The organism is Thermostichus sp. MS-CIW-30, assembly GCF_054058015.1.
This window is the reverse complement of record NZ_JBSRZW010000032.1, coordinates 1-16,597: the sequence shown is the minus strand read 5'-3', so window position 1 is coordinate 16,597 and position 16,597 is coordinate 1. Positions and strand designations below refer to the sequence as shown.

The following is a 16,597-nucleotide window of genomic DNA, read 5'->3' as shown; positions in this document are numbered from 1 at the left end:
CTGAATGCAACTCAACGGATCCCGAAGCTAATGCAGCCAGTAACTCAGGACTGTCGAGAGTTAACTCATGAGGGGTGTGGGGAGCTATGGGTCCTGCGCTGTGCCTATAGTATCAGTGTTGGGAGGATGTCACGAAACTTGGCAGTTCGGCATAACCCTATTTTACGGATTGGGAATTTTACGGATTGGGAGGAAGACCAAAAGCAACATTATCATCCATAATGTAGGGCGTTAGCATGAAGACCACCTCATTGCGCTCGTTATTCACACTCTGAGAGCGGAACAAAGCACCCAAAAGAGGCAAGTCGCCTAGGAAAGGCACTTTTTGAACGTCAACGATGTCTCTGTCTTGGATTAAGCCGGCAATGATAAAAGTTTGCCCATCTCTTAACCTGAGCTGAGATGCTTCCAGCCGCCTTCTGTCGATGTTAAAAAGTGGAATGCCTGCAAAGTCTCCGCCTTCCAATCTTTGAAGGGGTACAGGAATGGAGATTTCCGGCTGAATGGTCAGGGTAACAAACCCATTGTCATCTATCCTAACTTCTGAGACGTTAAGGATAACCCCGGCATCCTCCCGCTGCAAACGCTGAGTAACGACTGGGGGCTGGTTTTCTCCCTGGGGTATGGTGATGGTTTCAACGTTAACGGGCACACTGGTTGCAATGCTAATTCGACTGGATCCGCCATCTGCCACCACAACTTTGGGGTCAGTTAGAATTTTTCCAGTTCCATTTTGTATTGCAGACTGCACTCTTAGAGCCAAAGACTGCTGCAGCCGGTTGAGAGTGTTAAATATTCCCGTGATGGATCCTGATGGGCCTGCAGGGCCGATAGAGCTTACCGAGGATCCCGCAGGTTGATTGAGCGGTCGTCCACCAAAGTTGGCGTCCCCTAAAGTTCCGACAGCAAAGTTGCCAGAAGCTCCCCCTAGGTTGATCGAAAGGCTCTCGTTGTTATTTAGCCGAATATCAACTGCCCTCAGCGAAATTAAAACCTGTCGCCGACGCACATCCAATTGGGCAATCTGAGCAGCCGCGATGTCCTGCTGCCGCGAGTTGCCGATCACCGTAATGGAGTTGGTGCGCTCGTCCACAACGAATTGGGCACCGGGAGCAACGGCGTCCAAAACTCCTTCCAGCCGACTGGCCAAATCGGTGGCGACTGCCTGATTCACGCGGTAATTGCGCACCAGGATCCCAGTCACCCCTGGCAGGTTTTGTCCAACAAATACGGTTTGGCCCCTTCGCTGGGCCTGCAACTGTTTTAGCCGCAAGATAAAGTTGAATGTCTCCTGTAAGGGCGAGTCTTGCACATCCAGAGAGATGGTTAGATCGGGTGGGACGTCGTTGAGCACCACATTCAACCCTGCTCGCCGCACCAACAAGCTCAGCACATCGCCCACAGGAGCATCTTTCAAGGTCAAGCTAATCCTGGCATTGGATCCGAGATCCACTGTAGGTGGATCAGGCAGGATTGTGCCAACGGCAATATCTCCGGCAGGAGGAGCCACAGCTCTCCCCTGAAAAGGAGATTCGGTGGGCAAACTTCCCGGCGGCAATTGAGGTTGGTTGAGCTGGCCCACAGAAGGCACCTGAGAAATCACGGGTGCAGCAGGAACAGCAGGTGCAGGAGGAGCCGCTTGAGTTGTCTGCGAAGGGGCAGGGTTTTGAGCGACCGGTTGGGAGGCAGGGGCAGGAGCTGCGGGCTGAGGAACAGGAGCCACGGGCTGAGGTCGGTTTAGTGACGCCGGTTGGCCGGGCGCTACTGGGTTGGACGAGGGTTGAGGGGGAACCGCCGCTAGGGGAGCCAGTGGGGCAGAGGGTAGGCCCTCAAAGTCGAAGACCAACTGCGTCGGGCTGCGCCGAGCCAGCAAGCCTTGGGGAGCTGCGGCCACACCGGCTATTTCTATCCGCACGCTGTCGTTGCTCAACTGCCAGGCCTCAATGAAGCGCACCCCCGGCAGGGGAGACTCTTGGCGATAGCGGCCCTGGCTTCCGCTCAATTGAGCATTGGTGATGTCCCCGATCCAAGATTGTCCCTGCTGGGTAAAGAACACCTGTGGGCGAGCGCCCCCTTCGGTGTTGATCTCCAACTGCATGCGGTTGCCGTTGGGCACCAGGCGGATATCTGTGATGCGGCTGAGGCGTTGCGGGTTTGCGGAGGTCAACTGTTGAGCGGCTGCCTCATTGACCCGGCTTTCTAAGGCCAATGGGGGCAGGGACAGGATCAAGCCCAACGCACACCCATAAGCAACTCGACGGTTCATCATCCTCACACCTCACTCCTTCACCCAGTCGTATTCTTGCTTCACCTCGCCACGGGTGCCTTTGGCCTCGTTCACCCCGTGCTTCCCTGATCAAAGCCGAAATCTCGGACTTTGCCACTACCTGTAGCCGTTTCGGAAGAAATTTTTCCCAGATCTTCGATTCGGCAACACTATCCGTGCTGAACCGGCGGTTGTTCCCGTCTTCTGAAAACCAAAGGGGATCCCGCACTGGCAGGATCCCCCCCTGAGTCAAGGCATGGCTGGGCTACTGACCAGGTGCCGTTTGCCCTTCAGGTGGAGGAGCAGTGCCCAACGGAACGTCTTTGTTGTAGATGTAGGCAATCAAATCAAAAGCAGCGTCCAGTTCCCCTGTGTCTTGAACAGGATTTAAGCTGATGTTGCTCACCCGGAACAGCGTGCGCAGACGTTCTATATCTCCCATCAGATTGATCAGCTCCGTATAGGGGCCACGCAGAGCGACACGGGTGGTCTGCACTTGGATGGCGGGAGCGATGATCCCAGGCACTTCCGGATTGGCCGAAGACGCTGGAGTCAGTGGAGAAGGGCTAAAGCTGCGCAGCTCGCTGTTGGGCTGCCCCTGCACCAGCCGGTTGAGATCCAGCAGTTGCGTGTCGGCATTCTCGGGGGTGGAGAGCAGGGCACTGATCTGTTCCCGCTCCACGCGAGCTCTCTCGACCTGATTGGGCACATCTTGCAAACTGGCAATCTGGCTCTTTATGTCCTGCAACTGGGTGGTTTTGTTGGCTACCTCCCTTTCCAAAGCCTGTACCTCCTCGATCAAGGGGCGAAGTTGGGTGAAGGCCAGAAACCCCGCCGCGGCTAACCCTGTGATCCCGATTAAAAGACCAATTCGAATGGGGGTCAGCTCCACGCCCAGCAGTACCGGCGGCCCTGCCGGGGGAACCACCAGTTGTTCGTCGGGAAAACCTTCAACCGATCCAGTCATCAGTTCGCCTCCACTCGACGCAAAATGCGGATCTTTTCAACCAAGCCTATCGCTCCCCGCTGCTCCAGCTCGCGGGTAAATTCTGGGTCAGGATCCCCCAGGGTACGGATGGTTACGGTTATGCCGTAGGTAACGCTGGGCTCGGTTAGGTTTGTGCCGTCCACCCGGGAGCTGCTGTTCAGGACGGCGCTGGTAACAAAGTTGGAATCCAGCAGGGTGAGCAAAAAGTCGTTCACCAGGGGAAAGTCCAGCGCCCCTCCTTGGATATTGACGGTATCCCCGGAAGCGCTGATGTTGGTTATCCATACCCCCTGGCCGGGGATCTTGCGCCGCAGCTCTTCCAAGATGGCCGACCAAGGCTGGACGGATCTCAGAAAGGAGCGGAACCCTTCCGTTTGGGCGCGAATGGTTTGCAGCTCTTGATTGGCATTCTGCAGCTGGGACAACTCAGCATTGGCTGTGCTGAGCTCACTGTCAAGGCGAGCCCGCTCCGCCCTCAGGGTTTCTCTCTGGCGGGAAAAGCTGTCTTGGAAATACCAAAAAGCTCCCATCGCTACAGCAGCAACAGCAACCCCCAGGCCAATGGCCGGGATCCAATTCTGGGATCCCTCTGCGGCCCCAGTCGCGGCTACTGCTCCCCCACCTGTTCGAGCTGTGGTGAGGACATCCGGCCTTTCTTTGAGGAAATTGATCTCCGGTGTGTACATCTCTTTAACCGCCTTGTGCGCTATTCCATCGGTTGGGCGAGCTTGCGCTGCCTGCTGCCGCTACTTGGTGTCTTCCCGTAACGCCAACCCCAGGGCCACTCCCATTGCTGGGCGTTCCTCCAGGGGCAGTTCCACTGAATCCGGCACGACAATGTTGCCAAAGGGATCCGCCAACTCCACCGCCACGCTCAACGACTGAGATAAGAAGCCGTCGATTTGGCCGATGCTTGCCCCAGTTCCGGCCAGCAGTACTTTCACCACAGGCGAGCTGCTTTCTGTGCTCGTAAAGAAGTCGATGGAGCGCTTCAGTTCATCCGCCAAATCGGAGACAACGCGCGTTACTGCTGCTACACCGGGATTGCTGGGCGCTGGCTGTTCTCCCGTGGCCAAAATATCGGTGGGGTTGATCAAGGGTAACCTCAGAGTTCGCAACAGGTCGCCGGTGCGGCTAAGCGGCAGATTCAGGGATTGGGCCAGCACCTGCCGCATGTGGATGGTGCCGATGTTGACGGTGCGGGTAAATTGCGGGATCCCGTTCACCAAAATGCTGATCTCGCTGCTGTCGTAGCCGATGGAGCTGAGCAACACGGCCTCTTGGGGGCCGTACTGGGTTAGCTGATCGCGGATGGTGCGAATGAGGGAGAAGCTGGCCAGCTCCACACAGCGCACCTGCAAGTTGGCCACCTGCAGCACCTCCAGGTAGTTGTCCACCACCTCTTTGGGGATGGCCACCAGCAAGACTTCGATGCGCTCAATGCCATCCTGGGAAAGATCGAGACCCAAGGGTTGGTAATCGACATCCGCCTGATCCCGCGGATAGGGAATGTAAAGTTCGGCCTCCTGCTCCAAAACCACCCGGCGCAGCTCATCGGCAGGTAGGTCGGCAGGCAGGCGAATGAGACGAACGATGGCCTCCCTTACGGGCACTGCTGTGGCTGCCGGCAGGTTGGTGGGCACTTTGTTTTCATTGAGCAAATTCATCAAGACCAAACCAACCGTGTTCGGATCGAGGATGCGCCCTTCGACCATCGCCCCTTCCGGCATTTCCACGCTGTGGTAGTGGGCCAGACGATAGCGACCATTGCCCTGCTTTTTCAGTTGGGCAACGGCGATGCGCTCGGGGTTGATGTCCACCCCAAGCATGGTTCGGGTTTTGGAACCACCAAGAAAACTAAACACGCCGGGAAACCCCGCCCTTTGCGCTACTGCTAGAGGCATACTACCCAATTTGTAGGTGGGTTACCACTGTTCGCCATTGGCCGCGGGGAAATCCTTGTCTGGGCCGATCCCTCCCTGCCAGCCGCAAGTGCAGGGCTTGCGCGGTGTTGAGCGGTGTTGGAAATTCGCTTGACTCAACGGGTCTGTTGCCGCGCCCACTCACGGAACTGTTGTAACCGCTCACAACCCTTCTTCCTCGAGGGCCTGGACGTTTTGCACAATCCGGGAGAGCTCGTTTTTCTCATCCACATTGATGCGGGTCGGGGATCCGCTGATAATGCGCTCGTAGCCCCGGAAGGAATCGCGGATTTGGATGCCTGCGTTGGAGATGAGGTACTCGCGGATCCCTTTGTCGTGCCAGGATCCCCGCATTTTGAAGACGTTGAGGGCGCGGGCCATCTCTCCGCGGATCTCCACGTATTGCAGCAGGATGATCGTGTCGGTGATGGTGGAAATATGGGATTCGGTGATGGAATGGGATCCCATGAATTGGTCGGTGGTGTTGGTGAAAAAGCCGGTGATCTCCTCCTGCTTGGCCAGGCCAGTTACCCCGATTACAAACTGGCGGAAGGCATTTTGGCTCACTCCCCGCGCCAGGGCTGACAGGGAGTCGATGGCCATGCGGGAGGGCTTGAAGGCCATCATCTCGGTTTTGATCTTCTGCAGGTGGTCTTCCAGGCCGGCAGATTCTGGGTAGGCGCAGATGATCTTGAGGAGGCCCTGCCGCTCGAACTCTTCCAGGTCAATGCCCCAGGAGGAGGCGTTGCGGGACAGCTGCGCCCGCGACTCTTCGTAGGCAAAGAGAATGCAGCGTTCCCCATCCAGGCAGCCCCGCTCCAGGAATTTGCTCACCAGCGAGGTTTTGCCCGTGCCGGTGGCGCCGGTGGCCAAAATAATCGAGTCTTTGAAGAAGCCGCCGCCGCACATTTCGTCCAGCTTCTCGATGCCGGAGGAGACCCGCACGTTGGAGGAGCGCTGCGTCAGCTGCATGGCTCCCAAGGGGAAGATGTTGATCCCGTCGTTGGTGATGGTGAAGGGATATTCCCCCTTCATGTGGGTGGTGCCCCGCAGCTTCAAGATCTCGATGGTGCGCCGCCGTTTCTCTCCCTCCAGGATGTTGCGTAGGATCACCACGTTATCGGAGACGAATTCCTCTACGCCGTAGCGGGCGATGGGGCCGTACTCGTCGGTGCGCTCTGTGGTCATGACGGTGGTGACGTTGGCCTGCTTGAGGCGGGCCGTCAGGCGGAACAGCTCCCGCCGCACCACACCGGCAGGGTCGTATTGCTGAAAGATGGCTGTCACTGAGTCGATGGAGACCCGCTTGGCTTTGTATTTGCGAATGGCGTACTGGATGCGCTCGATGAGGGCCGACAAATCAAAGTTGCCGCTCACCTCATAGCCTTCGGGATCGGGGGAGGCATCCAGGATAAACAGTTGGCCCCTGTCGATGAGGGCCTGCAGATCCCAGCCAAAGCTGGAGGCATTGCGAATGATATCGGCGGGGGTTTCCTCGAAGGTGACGAAGATCCCCGGCTCTTGATACTTCACGATGCCGTTGTAAAGGAACTGCATGGCAAACAGGGTTTTGCCGGTGCCGGAGGTGCCGCTGACCAAGGTGGTGCGTCCCAGGGGTAGCCCACCGTGACTGATGTCTTCAAAGCCCTCGATGCCCGTCTGTTTTTTGGGGATCCCTCGCAGCTCTGAGAGATCCGCCCGGTGGTTGTCTGGGGTTGGTTCGGTGGAGTCCTCTGCGGTGTTATCTTGTGGCTTTTCTGGCTCAGAAGGCCCCAATGACTGGTTCATCCCACTCTCCTTGCTCCTGCAGCCTGTCTCAAGCCTCTTCGTCCAATTCTTCGTAGAGCAGATCCAGGCCGATGAGCACTTTCTCGCGGTTGGACAGATCGCCAATAATCTTCCGCACCGGTGGCGGCAGGATTTTGGCCAAGGTCGGCGTTGCCAAGATCTTATCTTCCTCTGCCAGTTGCGGATTTTTCAAGACATCGATCACCTTCAGGCTGTACACGCCGCGGAACTCCTTTTCCAAGATGTCTTGCAAGGTGCTGAGGGCACGCAGAGAATTGGGGGTGTTGCCCGCCACGTAGAGCTTGAGAACATAGGCTTTGCGAGTGGACATAATCAGGGATCCCTTGGGGCAGGTTTGGGAATGGAGCGGCGGTACATTTCGCTCAGGTGGGCCATCACATCGATCAGGGTAAGGCGGTAATCCAGCAGGATCTCTTCGCTGCGGCCTTCCAGCTTCAATTGTTTGGCAAAGTCTTCCATCAAGTTCATGTGCAGCTCCAGCAGTTGAGCAGCGCCGATATCGGCAAAAAAGGCCAAGGCCACCAGCTCGTCGATGCGGGCATTGACGGTCTCGGGAGATTGAAAATAGTCCAAGACGATTGCCTGGTAAAGGTTACGCAGCCGTCGCATGAGGGCTTGCTGCTCGTGGGGCGGGAGGCGACGGTAAAACAGCTCTGGGTCACGATGATAGTACACTCCGGCGTAGCCCAGCCGTTCCCGCAATTTCTCCGCCAGCCGCCGTTGTTGTTGGTTGCTGTAAGCCAGGTAGGGCTGATCGCTGGGATGCGCTGGGCCCTGCGGGAGGCCGCAGGTGGGAGACATCTGCAGAAACAAGGCGATGGCCCGATCCACCAGCAGCTCCAAGACGGAAGGGGATCCCGAAGCGGTACAGTCGGCCCGCACCTGCCCCTTCAGCTCCTGTGGCGAAATGGGACGGACGAGGGTGGCGTTGTGGTAGAAAAACTGCTCTCGCTTGAGCAATGCTTTCACCAAAGATGAGGTGGCAGGGATCTCTCCTTCCGTCTCCGGTGTTTCCTTTTGCAGGTGGGATTCTTCCAGCACAATCGCCAACACCGTCGGCAGCAGCAGTCCCCACGCGCAGAGCTGATTGCCCAGATCGTGCAGCTCTTGCAGCCGAGTGGGATCCACCAGGAGCACCAAGCAATCGACATGGCCGTCTTGTCTCCTGAGAGCCTCTAGGAAGGTAGCTTGATCCTGAAAACACTCGACAACAAAGCGTTCAGGGGGTAGCCAGTCCTCGCAAGCTAGGGGCTCTCCTGCTGGCGGCTCCCAATCCAGCAACAGGTTGATGCGCAGTGGATGGGTGTCAGGCAACAAGACAAAGGATGAAGATATATTTCCTATCTTAAATCTGACCGGGATCCGCGCTCACCGGCCAGAGGAAAAGAGCGGGAGAAAAACCTAAACTAGGGGTGAGTGAGCTGCTGCCGAGATCCCTATGGTGCCCCTGATCATCGACTGTGACCCTGGCCAAGACGATGCGGTGGCTCTGCTGCTGGCTATGGCGTCGCCAGAAGAGCTGCAATTGCTGGGCATTACCACGGTGGCCGGCAATGTCTCCTTGGACAAAACCAGCCGCAATGCTCGACAGATCTGTGAATTGGCCGGTCAGCCGCAGATGGGGGTGTATGCCGGCTGCCCCCGACCTCTCTTGCGCCCTCTGGAAACCGCCGAGCAGGTGCATGGCAAAACCGGGATCGACGGAGCGGATCTGCCGGAGCCCCAGATGCCTTTGGGATCCCAGCATGCGGTGGAGTATCTGATTGAAACCCTGATGGCTGCCCCTGAGCCGGTTACCTTGGCTTTGCTGGGCCCGATGACCAACTTGGCAGTGGCCCTGGTGCAGCAGCCTCGGATTGTGGAGCGCATCCAGCGGCTGGTGTTTATGGGGGGATCCGCCTTTGAGGGGAATGTTACCCCGGCAGCCGAGTTCAACATCCTCACCGATCCCCACGCCGCCCAGATCGTGCTCAGCGCCGGGATCCCGGAGGTGGTGATGCTGGGCTTGCACGTCACCCAACAGGTCCTCAGCACGCCGGAGCGGATTGAGCGCATCCGCGCCCTGGGCACCCGCGTTGGGCAGACGGTGGCCAATATGCTCACCTTTTACGGTAAGGTCGACGTAGAACGCTACGGGCTACCGGGAGGGCCATTGCATGACCCTTGTGTGATTGCCTATCTGTTACAGCCGCAGTTGTTCGAGCTCAAGCCCTGCTACGTCGAGGTGGAAACGGCTAGCCCCTTGAACCTGGGCCGGACGGTGGTGGATCGCTGGGGATCCAGTGGTCGCCTCGCCAATGTTCAGGTGGCTTTTGGGGTGGATGCCCAGGGGTTTTACCACCTGCTCACCGAGCGCCTGGGCCGTTACCAATAATTCCGATAGTCCTTGATAGTTCTGATCCTTAATCCTTGAGGCCAGATCTGAGGTGGAGAATCCCAGCGCCGTCCAACGTGCCAAGCTGGAGTGGGTGAACCTGCCCACCGCCATCACCCTGCTGCGGTTGGGAGGGATCCCTTTTGTTTTGCTGGGCCTGAGCCTGCGATCCCCACTGGGGGAGAGGTTGGCCCTCTGGGCGTTCCTGTTGGCGGCGGCAACCGATTGGCTGGATGGCCATTTGGCCCGCCGTTATGGGCTGGTAACGGATATGGGCAAGTTTTTGGATCCTCTGGTGGATAAGCTGCTGGTGTTGGCGCCGCTGCTGGGCCTGCTGGAACTGGGGCGGATCCCCGCTTGGGGCGTGTTTTTGCTGGTGGGGCGGGAGCTGGCCATCGCCAGCTGGCGGGTCAACCAAAGCCAAATCCGCGGTGCCAATTTCTGGGGCAAAGCCAAGACGGTAACCCAAATCCTGGCCATTGCTTTGCTGATTTTGGGGTGGCCGGGAGGGATCCCTTGTTTTTGGGTGGCGGTGGTTCTCACCCTGATCTCGGGCCTGACCTACCTGCACACCGATCATCCCCATCATGCGCAGTCACCCGGCAGGCCATAGCCCTTGTCAGATCCCCCCGCCCCTCGCCGACAGAGGAGCATGACTCTAGTCAATAATAAGCTCAACTATACTGAAAATAATGTATAATATGTTCAGTGCGGATTACTACCAGTTGATCTTTCTGTTTACTTTCGAGTCTGCCAACATGGTAGCCAAAGCAAAGCAGAAAATTGGTAGTAAGACGACACGGAAACTGCGCTTTGGGTATTCTACTCAAAGCTTTGCGGGATACCGCCATTCTGTTTGGAAACAAACAGAATGCTATCGCTGCATAGTTGAACAGTGATGTTCAGCAGTGTTCAGCGTAAATGTATCAGACACCCCACCTGAGCAGCGCATCCTCGGCCTAGATCCAGGTCTGGGAACCATGGGGTTTGGTTGCATTCTGGCGGGATCTGCGGGGTTGAAACCTGTGGATTATGGGGTGATCAGCACCCCCAGCCAACACTCGATGCCGGAGCGGCTGCAAACGCTGCACGAGGATTTGAGCCAGTTGCTGCGCCAACTGCGCCCGCATCAGGTGGGGCTGGAAAAACTTTTTTTCTACAAAATGGGCAATACCATTGCCATCGCCCAAGCCCGTGGCGTGATCCTGCTCACCTTGGCCCAGCATCATCTGTTGCCGGTGGAGTTTACGCCCGCCCAAGTCAAGCAAAGTTTGACAGGCTACGGACGCGCCGACAAGCAGGCTGTACAAGCTGCCGTGGCCCGGGAACTCAACCTGCCCAGCTTGCCCCGCCCGGATGATGCCGCCGATGCCTTGGCGATTGCCATCACAGTCTGGCACCACCGCTTCTCTTGAGGGATCCCCTCCCTGTCAATCCCCTACCTTTAGCAGAGATAAATTAGCAGAGATAAAGATTGGCCAATAAAGATGGGCTAGACTCAGTACAGCGAGAAGCACAAGCCCTATGCCTTCTTCTTCCGTGGATGTTCGCGAGCTACCGCTGTTTCCCTTGCCGGAGGTGGTGCTGTTTCCGGGCCGACCTCTGCCGCTGCACATTTTCGAGTACCGCTACCGCATGATGATCAACACCATTCTGGAGACGGATCGCCGCTTTGGGGTGCTGATGTTCAATCCCCAGACGGGATCCCCGGTGCGGGTGGGCTGTTGTGCTGAGGTGTTGCAGGTGCAGCGATTGCCGGATGACCGCATGGACATTTTGACCTTGGGGCAGCAGCGCTTCCGCGTCTTGGATTACGTGCGGGAAAAACCCTTCCGGGTGGGGCTGGTGGAATGGATTGAGGATGAGCCGACCACCCCTTCCGATGACCTGCAGAGCTGGGTGCGCCAGGTTACCACTCTCCTTCAAGATGTGGTGCGTCTCTCGGGCAAGCTAATGGAGCGGGATGCACAGTTGCCGGAGCAGCTCCCCACCACCCCCATAGAACTGTCCTACTGGGTGGCTAGCCACTTCCATGGGGCCCCCCAAGAGCAGCAAGCTCTGCTGGAAATGGTCAGTACCGAAAGGCGGCTGCGCCGAGAAGCCGAAATTCTCGAGTCCACCCGCAAGCACTTGGCCGCCCGCACGGCCCTCAAGGATCTGTTCACGGAAATTTCCTGAGGTTCCTGTCAGTTGGTCAGGTCTGCTCCCATCTGTTCTGGTGGCTCTTGTGGACCTTTCCAGAGAGTGCCCTTTGCCTTTCTCGACCAGGCAGAGCAGAATGCTTCCCCCGGAAAGGTTGGGTATTTCTTGAGGATCCCTTCCCCGTTTTTCATGGCCTACGCTCGCCGCTACTTGCGCTTTCCCTCTCAGATCTTGGGCCGGGAAATGGAGATGCTCCACTTTGGGCATCACGGCTACCCGCTGATCTGTCTGCCCACCAGCAACGGGCGTTTTTTTGACGTGGAAGATCGCGGCATCATCGCCAGCCTCAGCCATCATCTGGAGCAGGGCTATTTGCAGGCTTTTTGCGTGGAAACCCTGGATTGGGAGACTTTGTTCAACCGCCAGCTGGACTTGCCCCAACGGCGGGATCGTTGGCTGTTGCTGGAGCAGCACTGGGTAGAAGAGCTGATCCCCTACGCCAAGGCCGAGGCGCAAAATGAGTTTCTGGTGGTGGCTGGGTTTTCCCTGGGAGCTACCCATGCTGTCAACCTCACCTGTCGGCATCCCGGCCTAGTGCGCCGTTGTTTGGCTCTGGGGGGGCCCTACGATGTGGCCGCTCTCGGCTCTGTCACCGGCTGGGATCCCCAACGGGCAGAGCAGGAGCTGTATTTCATCAACCCGCTGGCCTATATGTCCAACATGAGCCGGCAACTCTGGGATCACTTGGGCGGGCGCAACACCGAGCTGAAGCTGCTCACCGCTCGCCACGACCACTGCCTCAGCGACAACCTGCGTCTGGCGGAAGTGCTCAGCCGCAACGACATCCCCCATCAACTGGAGGTATGGGAGGGGAATCACGATTGGCCCACTTGGCAAGCGCAAATCCGCGCCTTCGCGTAGGATCCCTTGCAGGGAATAGCTTTTGAGAGAGCTTTGATGATTGAAGACTATTGGGTTGGCAGCCTGCACTTCAGCGAGCCTTTTGGGGACGATACTCTGGCCCGCCTCAACGCACTTCCCCCTATTCAAGCTCGCAACGGCCAAACTTACAAGATCCGGGCCGAACATGTCACCATTCACGAGGTGAACCTGGATTACCGCACCAAGTATCGCCTGATCCTGGATCGTTTCAGCTACCTTTACCCCCAAGCCATCGGCCTGTTCATGGGCTTTGCCTTTCGGGGGGTTTACCTCATCAACAACCCCTTTAGCTTTTATTACTACCTGCGCAACAAAGATGCTGCCTACATGGTGGTCAAAGAGCTGGGGATCTCCATCCCCAAAACTTACATTCTGCCCCCTAAAGAAGCCCCCGCATTGAAAGCAGAGGACTTTAAGTATCACAAGTTTTTCGATTGGCAGGGGATGGCGGAAGATCTGGGCTGGCCAATTGTGATTAAGCCGGCGGAGGGGCGAGAGGCCATTGGAGTAGAAATAGCCCACAACATGGAGCAGCTCCTCTATTTTTACGACCGCTCTGGATCTCAGGTGATGATGATCCAAGAGAAGGTCAAAACCCCTTACCCTTGGCAGATTCGCGCCCTCTGCATTGGCCGAAAGATCATTCCGATCAAGTATATCTTTCGCAAGTTCGATGCCAGCGAATATCTGTTTGATCCAGAATTTCTCACGCCGGAAATGGGCCAGAAAGTCATCAATACCTGTCGGATTATCAATCGAGTTTTGGGCTATGAAATGAACTCGGTGGAGCTATTCATCGACGAGCAGGGAGAGCTGCAGGCCATCGACTTTAACAATCCGGTGCCCGATGGGCGGCTCAAGGCTTTGGGAGAGATCTTCTACAACGATTACCAGCAGGCCCTTTGCGATTTGGTCTTGGACATCGTGCGGGAACAGCGTCCTTTCGACTTCCTGCCCCCAGATATCAACCGCTTTGCCCACATTGCCCGACGGGCCGATCTCACCCGCGAGCAGAAGTTTCAGATGGCTTTGGAATTGGCCAACCGTTACTACGAGCCCAGGGATCCCGATTAAAATCAAACCAGAACCCACAAGTGTGGTTTTCCGCTGGGGAAGTTGTGGACGGGCAAAGGAGCAGCAGCGTGGTTTCCGACCCCGCTTCAGGGTGGTCCATAATCAAGCAGGCGCAGGGATCCTGCCAGGTGCTGCATTTGGCGGCGGGGGATCCCCTCTTGAGTCGACAAGAGCATTGGGGGCCTTTTCCCAGCCAAGCTGAGGCGATTGGGCGGCGGGTTGGTCTGATCCAGGCAGGCAAATGTCAACCGGCTTGAAATGGCGCTGGTGCCACGATATTCGCGAGATCCCAGCAGGGGCCTGGCACGCCTTGCAAACGGAGCGCACCTCTCCTTTTTTGGAATACGAATGGTTGCACAGCCTAGAGAGCTCAGGTTGTGCCAGCCGCAGGACAGGGTGGCTGCCCTGTCACTTGTTGGTGGAGGCGGACGGCCAGTTGGTTGCTGCTGCCCCCTTGTATTTGAAAAGCCACAGCCAGGGGGAGTTTGTCTTTGACCAAGAATGGGCTGCAGTTGCCGGCCAATTGGGGGAACGCTACTACCCGAAGTTAATCGGCATGGCCCCCTTCACCCCGGCCACGGGCTATCGCATCCTCGTCCATCCCGAGTATTCGGAAGCAGAGGTGTGGTCGTTGATGCTGGCAGCCATTGACCGGTTTTGCCAAGAGAAGGATATTTCGGTGTTTAGCTTGCTTTATGTAGATCTGGACTGGCGGACTCAATTGGAGTCGGATGGATTTACGCCCCGGATCACCCACAACTACCAGTGGCACAACCCCGGCTACCGCTCTTACGAAGACTTTTTGAGCCAGTTCAATGCCAACCAGCGGCGCAACATCAAGCGAGAGCGGGCTGCAATGGAAAAAAGCGGCCTAGAACTCAAGATTTACACAGGAGAGGAGATCACGCCCCGCCTGTTGTCTCTCATGTACGACTTTTACAGCAACACCTGCGCCCAATTTTGGAACTGGAGCAAATATCTCAATCGCCGCTTTTTCGAGTCTCTCTATCCCGACTATCGGGAGCGAGTTGTGCTGGTGGCCGGGGAACGGAATGCAGAAATTGTGGGGATGTCTTTTTGTATTCGTAAGGGAGATCGCCTGTTCGGGCGCTACTGGGGTTGTCGGGAGGAGGTGAAGTTTTTGCACTTTAACGTTTGCTACTACGAGCCCATTGCCCTCGCCATCCGAGAAGGGATCCGCAACTTTGATCCCGGCGCAGGGGGATCCCATAAGATTCGACGGGGATTTCCGGCCACGCCTGTGTACAGCTACCACCGCTTCTACAGCCGAAGGCTACAACAGGTTTTGGTGCCCTACCTAAACCGGGTTAACCCTCTCATGTTGGCCGAGCTGGAGAACGTGAATCAAAACGAGGTTCCTTTTCGAGAAGATGTTTTGCCTTCTCTATCTGCTTTGACCAAGGAGTGAACCACTTCATTGGATGGGGTTTTCAATCCCGTAAGCAGTTGGCGGCTGACATGCTTTTTGCCTTGCTACAGCTTTTTCCGGCAATGCTGACTCCAGCCAACACGACCTGACCTATGGTTATAGTTATTTCGAATTTCGGCGAAACAGCCTAATGGAACATCCGATCCCTTCCGGCCTTCCTGATCCCGTTAAACCTGGGGATCTCTTGGCGTTGGAGGTCACGGCCCTGACCCCCCAGGGAGATGGCATTGCCCACACGGTAGGACTTGGACAAGGGCGAGTGGTGTTTGTGTCCCAGGCGGTGCCCGGGGATCAGGTGGTGGCCCAAATAACCGAGATCAAGCGCAACTACTTGGTCGGGCGAATTCGGTCGCTGATTTCTCCCTCTCCCCAACGGGTGCGACCAGCCTGCATTGTGGCGGACAAATGTGGTGGCTGCCAATGGCAACATGTCAGCTATGCCCAGCAATTGGCCACCAAGCAGCAAATCCTCAGGGATGCACTGGAGCGGATTGGCGGTCTGACTCTGCCGCAGCCTGTCCCCATTTTGGGATCCCGGCAGCCGCTGCGCTATCGCAACAAGGTCACCTACCCCATGGCCAAACCGGAGGGCCAGCCCTTGCGCATGGGCTACTACCAACGGGGCAGCCACCGCCTGGTGAACCTCAACCAATGCCCCGTGCAAGACGAGCGGCTGGATGTGTTCCTGAGGGAAATCAAGCGGGATCTCCAAGAAACGGGCTGGAGTGTCTACGACGAAAGTCGTCACCAAGGTCATCTCCGCCACTTGGGTTTGCGCATCGGTCGCCGTACCCGCGAGGTGCTCCTGACCTTGGTCAGTTGCAGTCGTCGCCTGCCCCATCTGGAAAGCTGGGCCGAACGCTGGATGCAGCGCTACCCTGACCTGGTGGGGGTCTGTCTCAATCTCAACTCGGCCCGCACCAATGCCATCTTCGGCCCGGAGACTGAGGTGATTGCCGGTCGGGGGTCTTTGCGGGAGGAATTTGCCGGTTTTTCCCTCTGGATCGACAGCACCTCTTTCTTCCAGGTCAACACAGAGCAAGCAGAAGCCTTTTTTACCTGGATAGCCGACCAACTGAACCTGCGGGGAGAGGAAACCATCCTGGATGCCTACTGTGGCATCGGCACCTTAACCTTGCTGCTGGCGCAACGGGCGAAACGGGCGATGGGGGTGGAAGCTTTGCCGGAAGCGGTCGCCCAAGCCCGCTACAATGCCCAGTTCAACGGTATCGCCTCAGCCCAATTTTTCCAGGGCACGGTGGAACAGGTTTTGCCGACCCTGCCCCCTGCCGACATTGTGGTGCTGGATCCGCCGCGGCGCGGCTGCGACCGCCAAGTGCTCGAGACCCTAAAGCTGCGACGACCACCACGCATCGTCTACATTAGCTGTCACCCTGCCACTTTGGCGCGAGACTTGCAGATCCTACTGGCAGAGGGATCCTATCGCCTTACCCAATGGCGGGCGGCTGACTTCTTTCCCCAAACCGGGCATGTGGAGGGGGTGGCCTTTTTGGAGCGAGTTTGAAGAGTACGCACCCTGACCAAAAGGCGCGGCAAGCCCCGTCCTTCAGGGCGGGGAAGGATAGCGCCGACCGTAGCCGACGCCCTTTAAAAACGCAGTGTCGGCCAT

General features: G+C 57.3%; 16 protein-coding genes. 9 read left to right on the top strand and 7 right to left on the bottom strand.

Annotated features, from left to right (window positions below):
* Positions 1-178: 178 nt before the first annotated feature.
* The 7 genes from ACVWXW_RS12425 to ACVWXW_RS12395 all read right to left on the bottom strand — a co-directional run bounded on the left by ACVWXW_RS12425 (position 179) and on the right by ACVWXW_RS12395 (position 8,302).
* On the bottom strand, positions 179-2,269 hold the full coding sequence (locus ACVWXW_RS12425; protein ID WP_457404038.1) for an AMIN domain-containing protein: 2,091 nt from the start codon (positions 2,267-2,269) through the stop codon (positions 179-181).
* 262 nt (positions 2,270-2,531) lie between these two features.
* On the bottom strand, positions 2,532-3,233 hold the full coding sequence (locus ACVWXW_RS12420; protein ID WP_011432139.1) for a hypothetical protein: 702 nt from the start codon (positions 3,231-3,233) through the stop codon (positions 2,532-2,534).
* Complete coding sequence (locus ACVWXW_RS12415) at positions 3,233-3,940, bottom strand: PilN domain-containing protein (RefSeq protein WP_414343478.1); 708 nt, start codon at positions 3,938-3,940, stop codon at positions 3,233-3,235. Before ACVWXW_RS12415 ends, ACVWXW_RS12420 begins: the two co-directional genes overlap by 1 nt.
* Positions 3,941-4,000: 60 nt before the next feature.
* Entirely contained in the window at positions 4,001-5,083 is a 1,083-nt protein-coding gene (gene pilM, locus ACVWXW_RS12410; RefSeq protein WP_457404037.1) for a type IV pilus biogenesis protein PilM, read from the bottom strand.
* A gap of 255 nt (positions 5,084-5,338) precedes the next feature.
* Positions 5,339-6,964 (bottom strand): circadian clock protein KaiC, encoded by a 1,626-nt coding sequence (gene kaiC, locus ACVWXW_RS12405; RefSeq protein ID WP_011432142.1) that lies wholly within the window; start codon positions 6,962-6,964, stop codon positions 5,339-5,341.
* A gap of 28 nt (positions 6,965-6,992) precedes the next feature.
* On the bottom strand, positions 6,993-7,295 hold the full coding sequence (kaiB, locus tag ACVWXW_RS12400; protein ID WP_011430723.1) for a circadian clock protein KaiB: 303 nt from the start codon (positions 7,293-7,295) through the stop codon (positions 6,993-6,995).
* A gap of 2 nt (positions 7,296-7,297) precedes the next feature.
* Positions 7,298-8,302: a circadian clock protein KaiA gene (locus ACVWXW_RS12395; protein ID WP_457404036.1), complete on the bottom strand. Its 1,005-nt coding sequence runs from the start codon at positions 8,300-8,302 to the stop codon at positions 7,298-7,300.
* 121 nt (positions 8,303-8,423) lie between these two features.
* Between ACVWXW_RS12395 and ACVWXW_RS12390 the strand changes: the two genes are divergently transcribed.
* The 9 genes from ACVWXW_RS12390 (at position 8,424) to rlmD (ending at position 16,492) form a co-directional block, all read left to right on the top strand.
* Positions 8,424-9,359, top strand: a complete 936-nt coding sequence (locus ACVWXW_RS12390; protein WP_457404035.1) for a nucleoside hydrolase — start codon at positions 8,424-8,426, stop codon at positions 9,357-9,359.
* A gap of 94 nt (positions 9,360-9,453) precedes the next feature.
* Positions 9,454-9,972 carry a CDP-diacylglycerol--glycerol-3-phosphate 3-phosphatidyltransferase gene (pgsA, locus tag ACVWXW_RS12385; RefSeq protein WP_457404048.1) on the top strand — a complete coding sequence of 173 codons (519 nt, stop codon included), beginning with the start codon at positions 9,454-9,456 and terminating at the stop codon, positions 9,970-9,972.
* 295 nt (positions 9,973-10,267) lie between these two features.
* The gene (ruvC, locus tag ACVWXW_RS12380) at positions 10,268-10,774 is read left to right on the top strand and encodes a crossover junction endodeoxyribonuclease RuvC (RefSeq protein WP_011432146.1); all 507 of its coding nucleotides are present in this window, start codon (positions 10,268-10,270) and stop codon (positions 10,772-10,774) included.
* Between the two features lie 109 nt (positions 10,775-10,883).
* The gene (locus ACVWXW_RS12375) at positions 10,884-11,537 is read left to right on the top strand and encodes an LON peptidase substrate-binding domain-containing protein (protein WP_011432147.1); all 654 of its coding nucleotides are present in this window, start codon (positions 10,884-10,886) and stop codon (positions 11,535-11,537) included.
* 66 nt (positions 11,538-11,603) lie between these two features.
* Positions 11,604-12,422, top strand: coding sequence for an alpha/beta hydrolase-fold protein (locus ACVWXW_RS12370; protein ID WP_414380485.1), 819 nt, complete (start codon positions 11,604-11,606; stop codon positions 12,420-12,422).
* 36 nt (positions 12,423-12,458) lie between these two features.
* The gene (locus ACVWXW_RS12365; protein ID WP_414418888.1) at positions 12,459-13,517 is read left to right on the top strand and encodes an ATP-grasp domain-containing protein; all 1,059 of its coding nucleotides are present in this window, start codon (positions 12,459-12,461) and stop codon (positions 13,515-13,517) included.
* Between the two features lie 68 nt (positions 13,518-13,585).
* Entirely contained in the window at positions 13,586-13,774 is a 189-nt protein-coding gene (locus tag ACVWXW_RS12360) for a DDE transposase family protein (RefSeq protein WP_457395988.1), read from the top strand.
* A complete protein-coding gene (locus ACVWXW_RS12355) occupies positions 13,759-14,946 on the top strand; it encodes a GNAT family N-acetyltransferase (RefSeq protein WP_457395987.1) in 1,188 nt (395 codons plus the stop codon). Before ACVWXW_RS12360 ends, ACVWXW_RS12355 begins: the two co-directional genes overlap by 16 nt.
* Positions 14,947-15,097: 151 nt before the next feature.
* Entirely contained in the window at positions 15,098-16,492 is a 1,395-nt protein-coding gene (gene rlmD / locus ACVWXW_RS12350) for a 23S rRNA (uracil(1939)-C(5))-methyltransferase RlmD (protein WP_457395986.1), read from the top strand.
* Positions 16,493-16,597 lie beyond the last annotated feature (105 nt).